The organism is Psychroserpens sp., assembly GCF_036960315.1.
Classification (GTDB): Bacteria; Bacteroidota; Bacteroidia; order Flavobacteriales; family Flavobacteriaceae; genus Psychroserpens.
On sequence record NZ_JBALVR010000010.1, the window covers coordinates 132,442 to 148,139 of the forward strand.

Below are 15,698 nucleotides of genomic sequence, written 5' to 3' on the forward strand. Positions count from 1 at the left end.
GAATAGAATTTTTAAATCTTTTTAAACTTTAATTTCAGAATAAGAATTTAAACTTTCTGAACTATCATCTGCCAGCTGACTTATTTCATGACATCTGTAAAGCTTACCATCTTTAACCTCCCAAATAGAGATAAAATGCGCTAGCGCATCTTCCTTTTCTGGTCGTTCGATTGGTGTGACATAAACCGTATATCTCGTTGTTACAGTGTTTTGGTCTTCAAGCAAATGACTAATTCTGTAGCTAAAAGAGTGATATGATTTCTTTAAATCATCTATCATGGTTTTTATGCCATCATAATCTAAACTTGTGTAGCCATTGCTACTATTCCAGAGCAACTTGCAATCTGGATGAATAAAATCAAGTGCGTTATTAGCTTTTGCTAAATCTAGTTCGTAGAATGCTTTAACAACTTCTTTTGCTGACATTTATAAGTTTTTTAATTTTTCAAGTATTTCAGGTATCTTTCTAATAGCTGCAATTTCTTTGTATTTACTTCTGAAATCATCAGCTGGAACTCCAAAATAGCTTTTGTGTCCTTCTAATGATTTACTAACTCCGGATTTTGCCGAAATAACTGCTTTTTTTCCGATGGTAATTCCGCTGGTAATACCAACTTGTCCCCAAATAGTGACTTCATCTTCGATAACAACACAACCAGCAATTCCAACTTGAGATGCGATTAAACATTTTTTACCAATAACGGTATCATGGCCAACTTGAATTTGATTATCGAGTTTAGAACCTTCGCCAATAATAGTATCTGCTGTGACCCCTTTATCAATAGTACACAAAGCTCCAATATCTACGTTATCTTCTATAACTACACGACCACCAGAACGCAATTGATCAAAACCTTCAGGGCGATTTTTATAGTAGAAAGCACTTGCTCCTAAAATTGCTCCAGCGTGAATGATGACGTTATCACCTATAACTGTATCATCATAAATACTTACATTAGAATGAATTACACAGTTATTGCCAATAGTTACATTATGTCCTATAAAGCAATTAGGTTGAATTACAGTGTTTATTCCAATTTTTGCTGAAGGTGAAATTGAAACATTAGCCGATTGAAACGGCTTAAAATGAAGAGTTAGTCTATTAAAATCTCTAAATGGATCATCACTAATTAAAAGTGCTTTCCCTTCAGGACAATCTACTTTTTTGTTTATAAGTACAACTGTTGCAGCCGACTCTAATGCTTTATCATAATATTTAGGGTGATCAACAAAAACAATATCTCCAGGTTCTACAACATGAATTTCATTCATACCCAAAACTGGGAAATCATCGGCTCCTACATATTCTGTAGAAATGAGATTTGCTATCTCTTTAAGTTTGTGTTCTTTAGGAAACTTCATGTATTTATTACTTAATACGTTCCTTGTAAGTTCCTTTTTCTGTTTCGATTTTAATCTTGTCGCCTTCATTTATGAATAAAGGAACATTAACTGATGCCCCAGTTTCAACAATTGCAGGCTTTGTTGCATTAGTTGCAGTATTTCCTTTTACTCCCGGTTCAGTAGAAGTGACTTCTAGAATAACACTAGCTGGCAAATCTACAGAAAGCGGCAAATTATCTTCAGTATTGATTAATACAGTAACTACTTGGCCTTCTTTCATTAATTCTGGTCGATCTAAAGCAGCTTCTAATAGACGAATTTGTGTGTAATCGGCTTCGTTCATAAAATGATAAAAATCACCATCACTATATAAGTATTGGAACTTGTGTGTTTCAACACGTACATCTTCAATTTTATGTCCAGCAGAAAATGTATTATCCAAAACCTTTCCAGAGGTTACACTTTTCATTTTTGTTCTAACAAAAGCTGGTCCTTTACCTGGTTTGACGTGTAAAAACTCTATGATTTTGAATATATCGTGATTATATCTGATACATAATCCATTTCTGATATCTGATGTACTTGCCATATTATCTAGTTATAATTTTAATATTAATTTGATTTAAAATACCCTTTCATAATTCCACGATGTGAGTTCTTAATAAACTGAAGAATCTCATCACGCTCTGGAGTAGCTTCCATTTCGGCTTCTATCAAATCGGAAGCTTGGGTATTATTATAATTCTTTTGATATAACATTCTGTATATATCTTGAATTTCTCTAATCTTATCTGTTGAAAATCCACGTCGACGCAACCCTACAGAGTTAATACCAACATAAGATAAAGGTTCACGAGCAGCTTTCACAAACGGAGGCACATCTTTTCTTACTAGTGATCCACCAGTCACGAAAGCATGATTTCCGATAGAACAAAATTGGTGCACAGCAGTCATGCCAGCTAAAACCACATAGTCTCCAATATTAATGTGTCCCGCAAGTGTACTATTATTAGAAAAGATACAATTGTTACCAACGATGCAATCGTGAGCAATATGGCAATAGGCCATAATTAGACAGTTATTTCCAATAACTGTTTTCATTTTATCTGTGGTCCCTCTATTAATCGTAACACACTCTCTTATAGTGACATTATCACCTATTATTGTAAGTGTATCTTCATCATTATATTTTAAATCTTGAGGCACTCCAGAAATCACAGAGCCTGGAAAAATACTGCAATTTTTACCAATACGTGCGCCTTCCATTATTGTGACATTACTGCCAATCCAAGTACCTTCTCCAATAGTCACATTATTATAAATGGTCGTAAATGGTTCTATGACAACATTCTTAGCGATTTTTGCTCCAGGATGTACGTATGCTAAAGGTTGGTTCATTTCTTCGTTTTTATTTCTTTCTTTGTTGAAATGTGTTCGCTAAGAAAACAAAATAAGTTCATTTTTATTTGGTCAAAGCTAAGTTCATTTCTTTATTTTACTTTTGATATTTGCGCCATTAATTCTGCTTCTGCGCAGAGTTTGCCATTAGCATAGGCATATCCTTGCATGTGGCAAATACCACGACGTATAGGTGTAATGAGATTACATTTAAAAATAAGTGTATCACCAGGAACGACTTTTTTCTTGAATTTTACTTTGTCAATTTTCATAAAGAACGTCAAGTAATTTTCAGGATCAGGAACCGTACTTAATACTAATATACCTCCTGTTTGCGCCATAGCTTCAACAATTAAAACTCCAGGCATAACAGGTGCTCCAGGGAAATGTCCTTTAAAAAAGTCCTCATTCATGGTCACGTTTTTCATACCAATCACATGAGATTCTGATAACTCAAAAACTTTGTCGAGTAATAAAAAGGGCTGTCTATGTGGCAACATATCCATGATTTGCATCACATCCATTAAAGGCTCTTGATTCAAATCGATTTGCGGAACGTTATTACGACGTTCATTTTTGATAATTTTAGATAGCTTCTTTGCAAACTGTGTATTGATATAATGACCAGGTTTATTCGCAATTACTTTTCCTTTGATACGTGTTCCAACTAAAGCTAAATCACCAACAACATCTAATAACTTATGCCTTGCTGCTTCATTCGCATGATGCAGTGTTAGATTATCCAAAATACCATTTGGTTTCACAGCAATTGAATCTTTATTAAAAGCAACTCTTAACTTTTCCATCGTTTCTGGAGATAATTCCTTATCCACATAAACAATAGCGTTATTAAGGTCTCCTCCTTTTATAAGTCCGTGTTCTAACAACATTTCAATCTCATGTAAAAAACTGAATGTTCTTGAATCTGAAATTTCGGCTTTAAAATCTGAAATATGATTCAACGTTGCATTTTGGGTACCTAAAACTTTGGTGCCAAAATCAACCATGGTAGTCACTTGGTATTCTTTAGCTGGCATGACAATAATTTCACTTCCTGATTCTTCATCAGAATATGATACAACATCAGTCACGACATATTCTACTCTAAAGTCGTCTTGTTGTGTAATACCCGCTTTTTCTAATGCTTCAACAAAAAATTTGGAAGACCCATCCATAATTGGAGGCTCTGAGGCATTGAGTTCTATAATTGCGTTGTCAATATCTAATCCAACTAAAGCAGCTAATACATGTTCAGATGTTTGAATAGTAACACCATTTTTTTCTAAACAAGTACCTCTTTGTGTATTTGTCACATAGTTTGCATCTGCTTCGATAACCGGCTCTCCTTCTAAATCGACACGCTTAAATGCGAAACCGCTATTTACAGCTGCTGGACAAAATGTTAATGTTACATCTTTGCCTGTATGAAGTCCAACTCCGGTTAGAGAAATTCTCGCCTCTATTGTCTTTTGTTTTACGTCTGTTTTAATTATTGCCATTTACTTTCTTTTCTAAATCATTTATTGTTTTGACGATCTTAGGTAAATTTTTAAAGTAGACATACGATTTGCTCCAATCGCCATAAGCAAACGATGGAGACCCTTGCAGTATCTCATTATCTTTTACATGTCTTCCAATTCCGGATTGGGCTTGTACTTTTACATTATTACCAATTGTAATATGACCAGCGATACCAACTTGTCCGCCAATTTGACAATTCTCACCAATTTTGGTAGAACCTGCAATTCCAGTCTGAGCTGCAATTACTGTGTTTTTACCAATCTCTACATTGTGTGCAATCTGTATTTGATTGTCCAATTTCACACCTCTTCTTATAATTGTTGAGCCCAATGTAGCTCTATCAATTGTAGTAGCTGCACCAATATCGACATAATCTTCAATAATCACGTTTCCTGTTTGTGGAACTTTATTGTATTCGCCGTTTTCGTCTGGTACAAAACCAAATCCGTCTGCTCCAATAATCACTCCAGAATTGATGACACAGTTATTTCCTATAACACTTTCAGAATATATTTTAGCACCAGAAAAAATTATAGTATGGTCTCCAATTGTTACATTGTCGCCTATATACGCGCTCGGAAAGATCTTAACATTTTTCCCAATAGTAACATTGTCTCCAATATAACTAAACGCGCCTAAATATATATCTTCATCAACCTTTGCAGATTCAGAAATAAAACAAGGCTGTTCGATACCATGTTTGTTTAATTTCACCTGATTGTAATATTCTAAAAGTTTAGAAAATGATTTATAGGCATCATCGACTTTAATAAGTGTGGTAGTAATATCGTTTTCTGGCTCAAAGGTTCTATTCACAATAGTGATCGACGCTTTTGTAGAATAAATATATGACTTATACTTAGGGTTAGCTAGGAAAGTCAAGGAGCCTTTTGTTCCTTCTTCGATCTTTGAAAGTTTAGAAACTTCTACCTCTGGATCTCCAACGATATCACCTTCTAAAATTCCAGCTATTTGTTGTGCTGTAAAGTTCATTCTCGCAAAAATAGGAAAAATGTAGAATATATTTATAGTTGTTTCAGAGTAGTTTAATGTAATCCCTATTCAAATTGTAGTTCAAGGTTTACTTTTTCTTTAAAATTCTTCTAAAATATCCATTTTCATTAGTCTAGAAATGGAGAATTCTAATTCACAAAAAGGGCTGTCTATTCCTTTGGATAACAGATATAATATTTAGTTACAGGTTTTGATAAGGCTTTAATACTAAACTGATCTGATGCTTTAGTAATATCGACAACTTTTCCTGATTTTTGTAAAATTTTTATTTTCTGAATTTTTGATTGGTAAGCCTGATTTGATATTTCATTAATAAAAACAAAATATTTAGCTTCTTTCTCAGAAATATGATACGTTTCAATAAGCCGCTGAATATGCTTGTCTAAAGTTGATGATTTAATAGGCTTGTTTTTCAGTTTTATCTTTAGCAAATCTCTATTGATAATCATTTTACAGAGATGACTTAAAACAAAGTCATCATGGTATTGCCATTCTTTCATGGCAGCCATAACATCTGTATCATCCAAACGTGAAAAGGTTTCAAGGGTAAGATCGTCAAAGTTTTTGGCAGTAATTTCATTCTTAAGAAAATATGAAAGCGCATCACTTGCTTTTAAATCAATACCAGAATTGCTTAATTCCTTTGCGCGTTTTAAAACACGCATTAATAATTGTTCTGCAACCAAACCCGTTTTATGAAGATATACTTGCCAATACATAAAACGTCGTGCTACTAAAAATTTCTCAACACTATAGATGCCTTTTTCTTCGACCACTAAAGTATCGTCGACCACATTCAACATGGTAATCAAGCGTTCGCTATTTATATTGCCTTCGGCAACTCCAGTATAAAAACTGTCACGTTTGAGGTAATCGGCTCTATCCATGTCAAACTGACTCGAAATCAACTCACATAAAAACGGTCTATTATAGTTTCCTTCAAAAATTTGGATGGCCAGCGTTAAACTTCCGTTAAATTCAGTATTGAGTTTCTGCATAAATCGCCTTGAAATCTCTTCATGAGAAATCCCATTTACGATACTATGCTCCATAGCATGTGAGAATGGACCATGACCAATATCATGTAATAAGATGGCGATGTATAATGCTTTTTCTTCGTCTTCGGAAACCGTAACGTCTTTAAAACGCAGTACATTGACGGCTTTTTGCATGAGATGCATACAACCAATCGCGTGATGGAAACGAGTATGGTGCGCTCCAGGATACACGAGATATGATAAACCCATTTGTGAAATTCTACGCAGTCGCTGAAAGTATTTATGTTCGATTAAATCGAAAATAAGCGAGTTCGGAATAGTAATAAATCCGTAAATTGGGTCGTTAAAGATTTTAAGTTTGTTGCTTGCCTTCAAACGTTGCACTTTTACATTAATTTTAAACAAATATACATGAACACTATAAATATTCTTTGGGTTGACGACGAAATTGATCTTTTAAAACCTCATATCATCTTTCTAGAACAAAAACAATATAAGGTTACCACTTGCCAAAGTGGAACTGAAGCTATTGAAATTATTGATGATACCAACTTTGACATCGTGTTTTTAGATGAAAATATGCCAGGCCTCACTGGTTTGGAAACTTTACATGAGATTAAAGAACGTCGCGCCAATCTTCCTGTGGTTATGATTACCAAAAGTGAAGAAGAATATATTATGGAAGAAGCTATTGGTAATAAGATTGCCGATTATTTGATAAAACCTGTAAACCCACACCAGATTTTATTGAGTTTAAAAAAGAACTTGGATCACTCAAGGCTCATTTCAGAAAAAACAACATCCAACTATCAGCAGGAATTTAGAAAGATAGCTATGGACTTATCGATGGTGAATAGTTTCGAAGAATGGAGCGATTTATATCAAAAATTGGTGTATTGGGAATTGCAGCTTGAAGATATTGAAGATGTTGGTATGACCGAAATTTTAGAATCCCAAAAGAATGAAGCAAATGTTCAGTTTGGTAAATTTATCGATAAAAACTATCCAGAGTGGTTTGACCATAATGCAGATGCGCCTACTTTATCGCACAATTTATTTAAAGAAAAAGTAGTTCCAGAATTAAGCAAAGACCAACCTACCCTTTTAATTGTTATCGATAATTTACGTTATGACCAATGGAAAGCCTTTGAACCTATCGTAAATAATTATTATAAAAAAGAGTCTGAAGTACCTTTTTATAGTATTCTTCCAACAGCAACACAATATGCGAGAAACGCTATTTTTTCAGGATTAATGCCTGCAGACATGGAAAAACTCCATCCTAAGCTTTGGAAAAATGACACAGATGAAGGCGGGAAAAATATGCACGAATATGAGTTTCTACTCGGACAACTTAAACGATTGGGTTTACAACATCTAAAAACCGAATATCATAAAATCACGAATTTAAGAGCTGGTAAGAAATTGGTTGAAAATTTCAAGACTTTAAAGAATAATGATTTATCTGTGATTGTTTACAATTTTGTGGACATGTTATCACATTCTAAAACGGAAATGCAAGTGGTTAAAGAACTAGCATCAAATGATAAAGCCTATCGCTCATTAACCGTTAGTTGGTTTAAGAATTCGCCTTTGCTGGAAATGATTCAGCAAGCACAAGACTTAGGGTTCAAGTTAATTTTAACTACAGATCACGGAACCATAAATGTTAAAAATCCATCTAAGGTCATTGGAGATCGTGATACGAGTTTAAATTTGCGCTACAAAACTGGAAGGAGTCTTACTTACGAAGAACGCGAAGTATTGGTCGCTAAGGACCCAAAGCGTATTCAATTACCATCTTTAACGATGAGTAGTTCCTTTATTTTTGCCAAAAGTGATTACTTCTTAGCCTATCCAAACAACTATAATCATTATGTTAATTATTATAGAAATACCTATCAACATGGTGGTGTATCGTTGGAGGAAATGATCATTCCGTTCGTGGTTATGAACCCAAAATAGGCTAATTGCCTGAATGTAAAACGATTGTTAATAAATCTATGTACTGCAAATAAATCCGGTGAAATACACTTTTTTCTAGTTTTTCTCAATAATTATGCTTATTATTGTTCCATAAATTAGGCTAGTTACGCTTTTGATAAAAATAGATTATGTCAAAGTTATTGGACATTACATATCAAATTAATGATATCGATGCTGTTGCAAAACAGATTTTGGATCATGTCAACTCTAAAACGATTTTGTTTTATGGTGCTATGGGTGTTGGTAAAACGACACTTATAAAATCATTGGCAAAGTCACTAGGAAGTACAGATGACGTCACTAGTCCAACATTCTCAATTGTTAACGAATATGGTGTAAAAGATGCCTCTATTTATCATTTTGATTTGTACAGAATCAAGGATGAAGAAGAGGCCTTAAATTTTGGTTTTGAAGACTATTTATACACCTCGAATTGGGTGTTTATTGAGTGGCCAGAAAACGCTAAAAATTTGTTACCAGAAAACGTAAATTCTATTGAGATTACTCATAAAGATAAGACCTCAAGATCCCTCAAATTGAGCCAGAACACAACATTAACCCAGAAAAACGCTATGGAGCAGCACAAAATTTAGTAAATAAATTGACAACCTAACACCACGTCATTGTTAGAGAGTACGGAAAAACCGTAATGTAGGATGATTATTAGCGCTGTTTTTAACAGTCGATTTAACTATTCAAAATGTAAGTACTGCTTATATTTGAGTAATTAATTAATTAATCCCTTATATTATGAAAACTAAAAAATACGTATTAGCTATCGCTATTTTCGGTGGAATGTTGTTCACAGCTCACGCAACTGATTTAATAAATCTAGATGGACAAATCAAAACTGAAATCGAAAAGAAAAAGCGAAAGCTTGTTCCGAACGGATAAAAAAGTTAGTAGAAGTGCAATTATAGGCAGTATCATTGGTACCCTTATTGCATCTACACCGATTTTATTTTCTTTACATGAGAGTGTTCCTGCCGAAAAGGTTTGGGACACTTTTTTGTTTACTTATGATAGTAATGTATGGGACGATGCCCAATATGCAATGTGGGTATTTACAGGTAAATTTATACCTCTATTTTTACTACTATTATGGTTCTTTACTAACAGAAATTGGTGGTATCATGCTCTCTTGGTTCCCATAGCAATGTATATTTTTCAAATATTTGTAACATTTTTTGCAGAAAGTCAAAGGTTTGATGAGTTTCAGTTAATTTATATGTTACCGATTATGGCTATAGTTATTCCATCAATCTATTTGATAAGAGCGAAAATGTTTAATAGAATCAATGATGCAGGTAAAACCATGCAAGAGTTAGAAGATGAATTTATGATGAAACCGAAAGGTGTTTGGGATAAGGTTAAGCAGTATTTTTAGGCAAATTATACCATAAAATTACATAATAAACGCAATCATTTCTTTTGATTGTGTTTTTTTATGTCTCCTCATTTCTTAGAAAATAGTCTATACTCGGTTTAGTTTGTCCAAAAAAAATTACATTTGTAGAACATTATTTCAATTATTCACTCTATAACCCTAATTAGAAAATGAGTAAAACTATACATCGGATTATGCAGTCGATCTCTGCTTTAAACATGAGTGCCAGACAATTTGATATCTCTATTGGCACAGCCAATGGCTATATTTTACGCATGGAGAAAAACAATGCTTCAGTAGGAAGTGATGTGATAGAACGTATTGTTAAAGAATACCCTCAGATTAATTTGGTGTGGCTTATTACAGGTAAAGGTGACATGTTTATAAAAGACACCCCTAAACCAAAAACGAGAGCGAAACACGAAATTGAAGCCTATATCAATAACCGACTAAAACAACAATGGTCTGATGAGAAAAAAGCACTTTTGGATGAAATTTTGAAGGAGATTGATGAGGTAAAAATTAAATAGAAATCAGAAATTTACTTTTTCTCTTAAAGCAATAAGCTTTAACAAATATGTTTTTTGGTCTATTAAATCTTTTTTTTCGCTAAGTTCGGATAACTCACTTTTTATAGTTTTATGAATTTTCATATCAAATTTTGACAACTTGATTATTTCTGTATTTATTGCACCTTGGATTGAATCCTTCTTTTTATAATAGCCTGTTTTTCTATCTATCAAAAATAAGATTACTACAAGTGGAACAAACAAATAAAGACTATTGACATACGGAACATCATTAAAATGTCCAAAATCAACTATTTTAAAACCAACAATTACTTTATAGCTTTCAAATAATAAAGGAAATAGAAGAACGTATCTCCATTTATAACTACAAGTAATAAACCATATACATAAAATCAAAATAGTAAAAAATTTAATAGAAAGTAGCCACAAAAACATATTTACATCATCATAAAAACCTGAATCAATTTCAAACCATGTAGTTTTCCACTTAGCTGTCCTTGGCGCAAGGTTATATATATAAAATACAAAAGGCAAAATAATTATGACTAGCATTAAAAAAACATCTTTTTTAGTCTTATTATTTTTAGTAATTCGATTCAATAATTTCATTTTCTAAAATTTGTAAAACTCATTCCTTATATTAATTAAATCAGCAAGATATTTATCTTTATTACCATCGGCTTTAGATAATTTTGCTTGAATAAATTTTTGCTCCAAAATTTTAAGTTCTGATTCTCTTTTAGATTTTATTTCAAAGAATACAAAATCAATTTCATTATCGATTTCGAAACCAATTTCTTCAACCAAATTGTAATAATTCAATTTTTTAGACACTAGAATTAGTAAAATAATTATTGGTATTGTTATGGGCAAACTTGTTAAATAATCTACTTCGTCTATGTCATTCTGATTTTCATTTAATGAATTGATAAATTTAAAAATTTCTATAGCGATTATTACCAAAATCGCAGATTTCCACCAGTGCTTACAAGTTAAGTACCAAGTAATAGAAAAGATAATAATTAAAAATTTCATCTTAGAATAATATATCAGATTTCCAATATCGAAAAACCCAAAACTCCCAAGTTCAAAAAAATACAAATCTAATTTGGTAACTCCTTCTGGAATATACGAATCCAAATAATACCCAAAAGTCACCCCTAAAATGAGGAGAACAATAAAAACATCTTTGACTCTAATATTTCTTAAACCTAATTTTGTCATAGAAAATAATCTCTAACGAATATAAAACTAATTTTGGATATAATGAATTTTTATTTGTAATTTGAATTACCAATTAAATATGCAATGAGCAAATCATTATCTCCATTCACTAAAGCCCAACTTTTACCCCAAGAAGAGACGCTTGAAGTCTATAAAAAGAAAGGCAATCTTTTTATTGGAATTCCAAAAGAAACATACTTCCAAGAAAAGCGGGTCTGCCTCACACCAGACGCCGTGTCTGCATTAGTGTCTAATGGTCATCGTGTTATGATCGAATCTGGTGCTGGTGAAGGTGCCAATTTTAGGGATAAAACCTATAGTGAAGCTGGAGCCGAAGTCACCAAGGATACTGCAAAAGTGTTCTCCTGCCCTATTTTACTTAAGGTAGAACCGCCTTCAATTGATGAAATAAAATTAATTAATCCGCAGACCTTATTAATCTCTGCGCTACAATTAAAAACACAAAACAAGAAATATTTTGAAGCACTAGCTTCTAAACGGGTTACGGCACTTGCGTTCGAATTTATAAAAGATGAAGATGGCGCCTATCCTGCCGTAAGATCATTAAGTGAAATTGCGGGTACGGCTTCTATTCTAATTGCTTCCGAATTACTATCAAACATAAATGGTGGTAACGGACTCATGTTTGGGAATATTAGTGGTGTGCCTCCAACCGAAGTTGTTATTATTGGCGCTGGAACTGTAGGAGAATTTGCAGCTCGTTCAGCTATTGGTCTCGGTGCCAATGTGAAAATTTTTGATAATTCTATTACAAAATTACGTTGTGTGCAATCCAATCTTGGTCGCACTCTATATACCTCAACTATTCAACCTAAAAACTTGGTCAAAGCTTTAAAACGCTGCGATGTTGCTATTGGTGCAGTTAGAGGAAAAAACCGTTCGCCAATTGTTGTGACCGAAGCTATGGTAAATACCATGAAATCGGGAGCTGTAATCATCGATGTGAGTATTGATATGGGTGGCTGTTTTGAAACTAGTGAAGTTACCAATCACGATAAGCCTACCTTTGAGCATAATGGTATTACGCATTATTGTGTTCCAAACATTCCTGCTCGATATTCACGATCTGCCTCTGTATCAATTAGTAATATCTTTACACCTTATCTTTTAAAGATTGGTGAAGATGGCGGAATTGAAAATGCCATACGTTTTGATCGTGGATTAAAAAATGGGTTGTACTTTTACCACGGAATTTTAACTAATAAATCCGTTGCAGATTGGTTTGATCTCGATTGTAGTGATGTCAATCTACTGATTTTCTAGAATATACATTTATGAAATTAATTCATCGAATAGGTTACTATTTGGGAGGTTTCTCAATAGGACTCATTTTACTAACCTTTTTTTTAAGCGGAAAAAAGACCTCTTGTGATTATGGCCCAAATGCTAGAACCATCAAGAATATTAGTATTAAAAAACTTATGTTTTCTGAAACTGCTGAAGACCAAATGACGTATCATAATATTGATACCCTTATTATTTCAAATTTGATAAAAACGGGAAGCGTTAACTTTTCAGAAAGTGATACCAAAGCAGATTCTTGTAAAACCTATCTTATTGAAAATGAATTTAACGATAAAGACGTGGAGCTTTGGGTGAAAAATTGTGATTCTATAGCGACCATTCAGTCGTTATTAATCAAATAAAAAACCATTGCTGGACACGCACCAACAATGGTTTCATAACTAAATTCAAACAACTATTAATGTTTTTATCTAATCGCTATTTTCTTAGTTAGACTTGTATCGTCATAAATGAGTCTCACTATATATATGCCTCTCGCAAAACTTGATGTGTCTGTTATTTTGGTTATTTGAGATTGGTTTTCAAGTTCTGCCTTGTTAAATTGTTCTGTATATAAGACTCTTCCAGATAAATTGTAAATCATAAATCCTCTAGCATTAACGGACTGCAAACCACGGATTTTTATTTTTAAAATATCACTATTTGGGTTTTGAGATACTGTAAAATTAATTTTTTCGTTTCCTGGTGGAATCACAACTACATTGCATTGTTCCACAAAAACGATAACAGTATCCTCATCACTACTCAGAGCATTATAAACCAATACAGAATATTCTGTATCCTCATTAGGAGAGACATCAATAGTTTGTGTGGTGTCACCAGTACTCCATAGGTATTCATCTCCTCCATTTGCCGTTAATGTAATCGTTTCTTCATTACAAATAATTAAATCTTCACCTGCATTTGCCTGAACGACTTCTAGCACATTTACGACAAATGCTGCAGTATCTTCACAGTTATTTATGTAACCAGTAACTTCATAGTTTGTTGTTACCGAAGGACTCACAGCAATATTAGGTTGTGTTGCACCATTGTTCCATAAGTATGTATTTCCTCCTGATGCAGAAAGTGTAACAAATTCACCTTCCAAAATATTAACTTCACTTCCATTTGTAATTACTACGTTCGGATTAGGATTCACAGATACAGTAACATCTGCATCGTCTTGATACCCATCCATAAACACAGTAACCGTATAGGTTTGGGTATTTGTCGGATTTACATTAATACTTTGTGTTGTCTCTCCTGTACTCCATAAATAGGCATCACCTTCACTTGCCGTAAGTGTGGTTTCATAGCCTTGACATATATCTTGATTCGCTCCAGCACTTGCTTCAAATTCGAAGGCCTCTATAATTACCACGACTTCATCAGTGACTTCACATCCATTAGAAAATCCAGTAACGGTATAAGTTGTTGTACTATTTGGTGATACCGAAATGCTTGGCGTTGTTTCACCTGTACTCCATAAATAAGTATCTGCTCCAGTGGCCATTAGTGTTGTCGATTCGCCTTCAGTAATAGTAACATTACTTCCAGCATCTGTTGTTGGCATTGCATTTACAGTCACTATAACAGAATCGTTATCTGAAGTTGTTTGTGATGTATTAAAAGCGGTCACCGTATATGTTGTAGTTGTATTCGGATTTACAGTAATACTTGCTGAAGTTGCGCCTGTACTCCATAAATAGGTTGTTCCTCCTGAAGCTGTTAATGTTGTACTTCCGCCATTACAAATTGAAACATCTGTTCCTGCGTTTGCTGTGATCGTTTCTGTTCCTACGGAAACAGTTACATCATCAGAAGATTCACAATCACCGGAAAATCCAGTAACGGTATAAGTTGTTGTACTATTTGGTGATACCGAAATGCTTGGCGTTGATTCACCTGTACTCCATAAATAGGTATCTGCTCCAGTAGCTATTAGTGTTGTTGATTCCCCTGTAGTAATAGTAACATTACTTCCAGCATCTGTTGTTGGCAATGCATTTACAGTCACTATAACAGAATCGTCATCTGAAACGGTTTCGGAAACATTAAAAGCGGTCACCGTATATGTTGTAGTTGTATTCGGATTTACAGTAATACTTGCTGAAGTTGCGCCTGTACTCCATAAATAGGTTGTTCCTCCTGAAGCTGTTAATGTTGTACTTCCGCCATTACAAATTGAAACATCTGTTCCTGCGTTTGCTGTGATCGTTTCTGTTCCTACGGAAACAGTTACTTCATCAGAAGATTCACAATCACCGGAAAATCCAGTAACGGTATAAGTTGTTGTACTATTTGGTGATACCGAAATGCTTGGCGTTGATTCACCTGTACTCCATAAATAGGTATCTGCTCCAGTAGCTATTAGTGTTGTTGATTCCCCTGTAGTAATAGTAACATTACTTCCAGCATCTGTTGTTGGCAATGCATTTACAGTCACTATAACAGAATCGTCATCTGAAACGGTTTCGGAAACATTAAAAGCGGTCACCGTATATGTTGTAGTTGTATTCGGATTTACAGTAATACTTGCTGAAGTTGCGCCTGTACTCCATAAATAGGTTGTTCCTCCTGAAGCTGTTAATGTTGTACTTCCGCCATTACAAATTGAAACATCTGTTCCTGCGTTTGCTGTGATCGTTTCTGTTCCTACGGAAACAGTTACTTCATCAGAAGATTCACAATCACCGGAAAATCCAGTAACGGTATAAGTTGTTGTACTATTTGGTGATACCGAAATGCTTGGCGTTGATTCACCTGTACTCCATAAATAGGTATCTGCTCCAGTAGCTATTAGTGTTGTTGATTCCCCTGTAGTAATAGTAACATTACTTCCAGCATCTGTTGTTGGCAATGCATTTACAGTCACTATAACAGAATCGTCATCTGAAACGGTTTCGGAAACATTAAAAGCGGTCACCGTATATGTTGTAGTTGTATTCGGATTTACAGTAATACTTGCTGAAGTTGCGCCTGTACTCC

General features: G+C 33.9%; 17 protein-coding genes. 7 read left to right on the forward strand and 10 right to left on the reverse strand.

What is annotated here, in order from left to right:
- Positions 1 to 21: 21 nt before the first annotated feature.
- From V7719_RS15550 to V7719_RS15580, 7 genes are all read right to left on the reverse strand, one after another.
- Positions 22 to 426, reverse strand: a complete 405-nt coding sequence (locus tag V7719_RS15550; protein WP_335730861.1) for a nuclear transport factor 2 family protein — start codon at positions 424 to 426, stop codon at positions 22 to 24.
- Positions 427 to 1,362, reverse strand: coding sequence for a UDP-3-O-(3-hydroxymyristoyl)glucosamine N-acyltransferase (locus tag V7719_RS15555; protein WP_335730862.1), 936 nt, complete (start codon positions 1,360 to 1,362; stop codon positions 427 to 429).
- A gap of 7 nt (positions 1,363 to 1,369) precedes the next feature.
- On the reverse strand, positions 1,370 to 1,933 hold the full coding sequence (gene efp / locus V7719_RS15560) for an elongation factor P (RefSeq protein ID WP_335730863.1): 564 nt from the start codon (positions 1,931 to 1,933) through the stop codon (positions 1,370 to 1,372).
- 23 nt (positions 1,934 to 1,956) lie between these two features.
- Complete coding sequence (lpxA, locus tag V7719_RS15565; protein WP_335730864.1) at positions 1,957 to 2,742, reverse strand: acyl-ACP--UDP-N-acetylglucosamine O-acyltransferase; 786 nt, start codon at positions 2,740 to 2,742, stop codon at positions 1,957 to 1,959.
- Positions 2,743 to 2,834: 92 nt separating this feature from the next.
- A complete protein-coding gene (locus V7719_RS15570) occupies positions 2,835 to 4,241 on the reverse strand; it encodes a bifunctional UDP-3-O-[3-hydroxymyristoyl] N-acetylglucosamine deacetylase/3-hydroxyacyl-ACP dehydratase (protein ID WP_335730865.1) in 1,407 nt (468 codons plus the stop codon).
- On the reverse strand, positions 4,228 to 5,256 hold the full coding sequence (gene lpxD / locus V7719_RS15575; protein WP_335730866.1) for a UDP-3-O-(3-hydroxymyristoyl)glucosamine N-acyltransferase: 1,029 nt from the start codon (positions 5,254 to 5,256) through the stop codon (positions 4,228 to 4,230). The genes V7719_RS15570 and lpxD overlap by 14 nt, the downstream gene beginning before the upstream one ends.
- A gap of 170 nt (positions 5,257 to 5,426) precedes the next feature.
- Entirely contained in the window at positions 5,427 to 6,650 is a 1,224-nt protein-coding gene (locus V7719_RS15580) for an HD domain-containing protein (RefSeq protein WP_335730867.1), read from the reverse strand.
- Between the two features lie 36 nt (positions 6,651 to 6,686).
- On the opposite strand from V7719_RS15580, the gene V7719_RS15585 reads away from it, so the two are divergent.
- The 5 genes from V7719_RS15585 to V7719_RS15605 all read left to right on the forward strand — a co-directional run bounded on the left by V7719_RS15585 (position 6,687) and on the right by V7719_RS15605 (position 10,178).
- Positions 6,687 to 8,240 carry a T9SS response regulator signal transducer PorX gene (locus tag V7719_RS15585; RefSeq protein ID WP_335730868.1) on the forward strand — a complete coding sequence of 518 codons (1,554 nt, stop codon included), beginning with the start codon at positions 6,687 to 6,689 and terminating at the stop codon, positions 8,238 to 8,240.
- A gap of 149 nt (positions 8,241 to 8,389) precedes the next feature.
- On the forward strand, positions 8,390 to 8,854 hold the full coding sequence (tsaE, locus tag V7719_RS15590; RefSeq protein WP_335730869.1) for a tRNA (adenosine(37)-N6)-threonylcarbamoyltransferase complex ATPase subunit type 1 TsaE: 465 nt from the start codon (positions 8,390 to 8,392) through the stop codon (positions 8,852 to 8,854).
- Between the two features lie 157 nt (positions 8,855 to 9,011).
- Positions 9,012 to 9,155, forward strand: coding sequence for a hypothetical protein (locus tag V7719_RS15595; protein ID WP_335730870.1), 144 nt, complete (start codon positions 9,012 to 9,014; stop codon positions 9,153 to 9,155).
- Positions 9,139 to 9,648, forward strand: a complete 510-nt coding sequence (locus tag V7719_RS15600) for a hypothetical protein (protein ID WP_335730871.1) — start codon at positions 9,139 to 9,141, stop codon at positions 9,646 to 9,648. The genes V7719_RS15595 and V7719_RS15600 overlap by 17 nt, the downstream gene beginning before the upstream one ends.
- A gap of 170 nt (positions 9,649 to 9,818) precedes the next feature.
- Entirely contained in the window at positions 9,819 to 10,178 is a 360-nt protein-coding gene (locus V7719_RS15605; RefSeq protein WP_335730872.1) for a hypothetical protein, read from the forward strand.
- Between the two features lie 3 nt (positions 10,179 to 10,181).
- Here the strand turns inward: V7719_RS15605 and V7719_RS15610 are convergent, their stop codons facing one another.
- Positions 10,182 to 10,787, reverse strand: coding sequence for a hypothetical protein (locus V7719_RS15610; RefSeq protein ID WP_335730873.1), 606 nt, complete (start codon positions 10,785 to 10,787; stop codon positions 10,182 to 10,184).
- Between the two features lie 3 nt (positions 10,788 to 10,790).
- Positions 10,791 to 11,402: a hypothetical protein gene (locus V7719_RS15615; protein WP_335730874.1), complete on the reverse strand. Its 612-nt coding sequence runs from the start codon at positions 11,400 to 11,402 to the stop codon at positions 10,791 to 10,793.
- A gap of 84 nt (positions 11,403 to 11,486) precedes the next feature.
- Here V7719_RS15615 and V7719_RS15620 point away from each other — a divergent pair, with 84 nt between their 5' ends.
- Positions 11,487 to 12,686: an alanine dehydrogenase gene (locus V7719_RS15620; protein WP_335730875.1), complete on the forward strand. Its 1,200-nt coding sequence runs from the start codon at positions 11,487 to 11,489 to the stop codon at positions 12,684 to 12,686.
- A gap of 11 nt (positions 12,687 to 12,697) precedes the next feature.
- Complete coding sequence (locus tag V7719_RS15625) at positions 12,698 to 13,069, forward strand: hypothetical protein (protein ID WP_335730876.1); 372 nt, start codon at positions 12,698 to 12,700, stop codon at positions 13,067 to 13,069.
- 65 nt (positions 13,070 to 13,134) lie between these two features.
- On the opposite strand, the gene V7719_RS15630 is transcribed toward V7719_RS15625, so the two are convergent.
- The coding region (locus V7719_RS15630) for a T9SS type A sorting domain-containing protein (protein ID WP_335730877.1) at positions 13,135 to 15,698 on the reverse strand (2,564 nt) is incomplete at its 5' end.

What these genes read in the sequence shown, in the direction of transcription:
- V7719_RS15550 (WP_335730861.1), bottom strand. Translation starts at nt 426, where the DNA reads ATGTCAGCAAAAGAAGTTGTTAAAGCATTCTACGAACTAGATTTAGCA.
- V7719_RS15555 (WP_335730862.1), bottom strand. Translation starts at nt 1,362, where the DNA reads ATGAAGTTTCCTAAAGAACACAAACTTAAAGAGATAGCAAATCTCATT.
- efp (WP_335730863.1), bottom strand. Translation starts at nt 1,933, where the DNA reads ATGGCAAGTACATCAGATATCAGAAATGGATTATGTATCAGATATAAT.
- lpxA (WP_335730864.1), bottom strand. Translation starts at nt 2,742, where the DNA reads ATGAACCAACCTTTAGCATACGTACATCCTGGAGCAAAAATCGCTAAG.
- V7719_RS15570 (WP_335730865.1), bottom strand. Translation starts at nt 4,241, where the DNA reads ATGGCAATAATTAAAACAGACGTAAAACAAAAGACAATAGAGGCGAGA.
- lpxD (WP_335730866.1), bottom strand. Translation starts at nt 5,256, where the DNA reads ATGAACTTTACAGCACAACAAATAGCTGGAATTTTAGAAGGTGATATC.
- V7719_RS15585 (WP_335730868.1), top strand. Translation starts at nt 6,687, where the DNA reads ATGAACACTATAAATATTCTTTGGGTTGACGACGAAATTGATCTTTTA.
- tsaE (WP_335730869.1), top strand. Translation starts at nt 8,390, where the DNA reads ATGTCAAAGTTATTGGACATTACATATCAAATTAATGATATCGATGCT.
- V7719_RS15595 (WP_335730870.1), top strand. Translation starts at nt 9,012, where the DNA reads ATGAAAACTAAAAAATACGTATTAGCTATCGCTATTTTCGGTGGAATG.
- V7719_RS15605 (WP_335730872.1), top strand. Translation starts at nt 9,819, where the DNA reads ATGAGTAAAACTATACATCGGATTATGCAGTCGATCTCTGCTTTAAAC.
- V7719_RS15610 (WP_335730873.1), bottom strand. Translation starts at nt 10,787, where the DNA reads ATGAAATTATTGAATCGAATTACTAAAAATAATAAGACTAAAAAAGAT.
- V7719_RS15615 (WP_335730874.1), bottom strand. Translation starts at nt 11,402, where the DNA reads ATGACAAAATTAGGTTTAAGAAATATTAGAGTCAAAGATGTTTTTATT.
- V7719_RS15620 (WP_335730875.1), top strand. Translation starts at nt 11,487, where the DNA reads ATGAGCAAATCATTATCTCCATTCACTAAAGCCCAACTTTTACCCCAA.
- V7719_RS15625 (WP_335730876.1), top strand. Translation starts at nt 12,698, where the DNA reads ATGAAATTAATTCATCGAATAGGTTACTATTTGGGAGGTTTCTCAATA.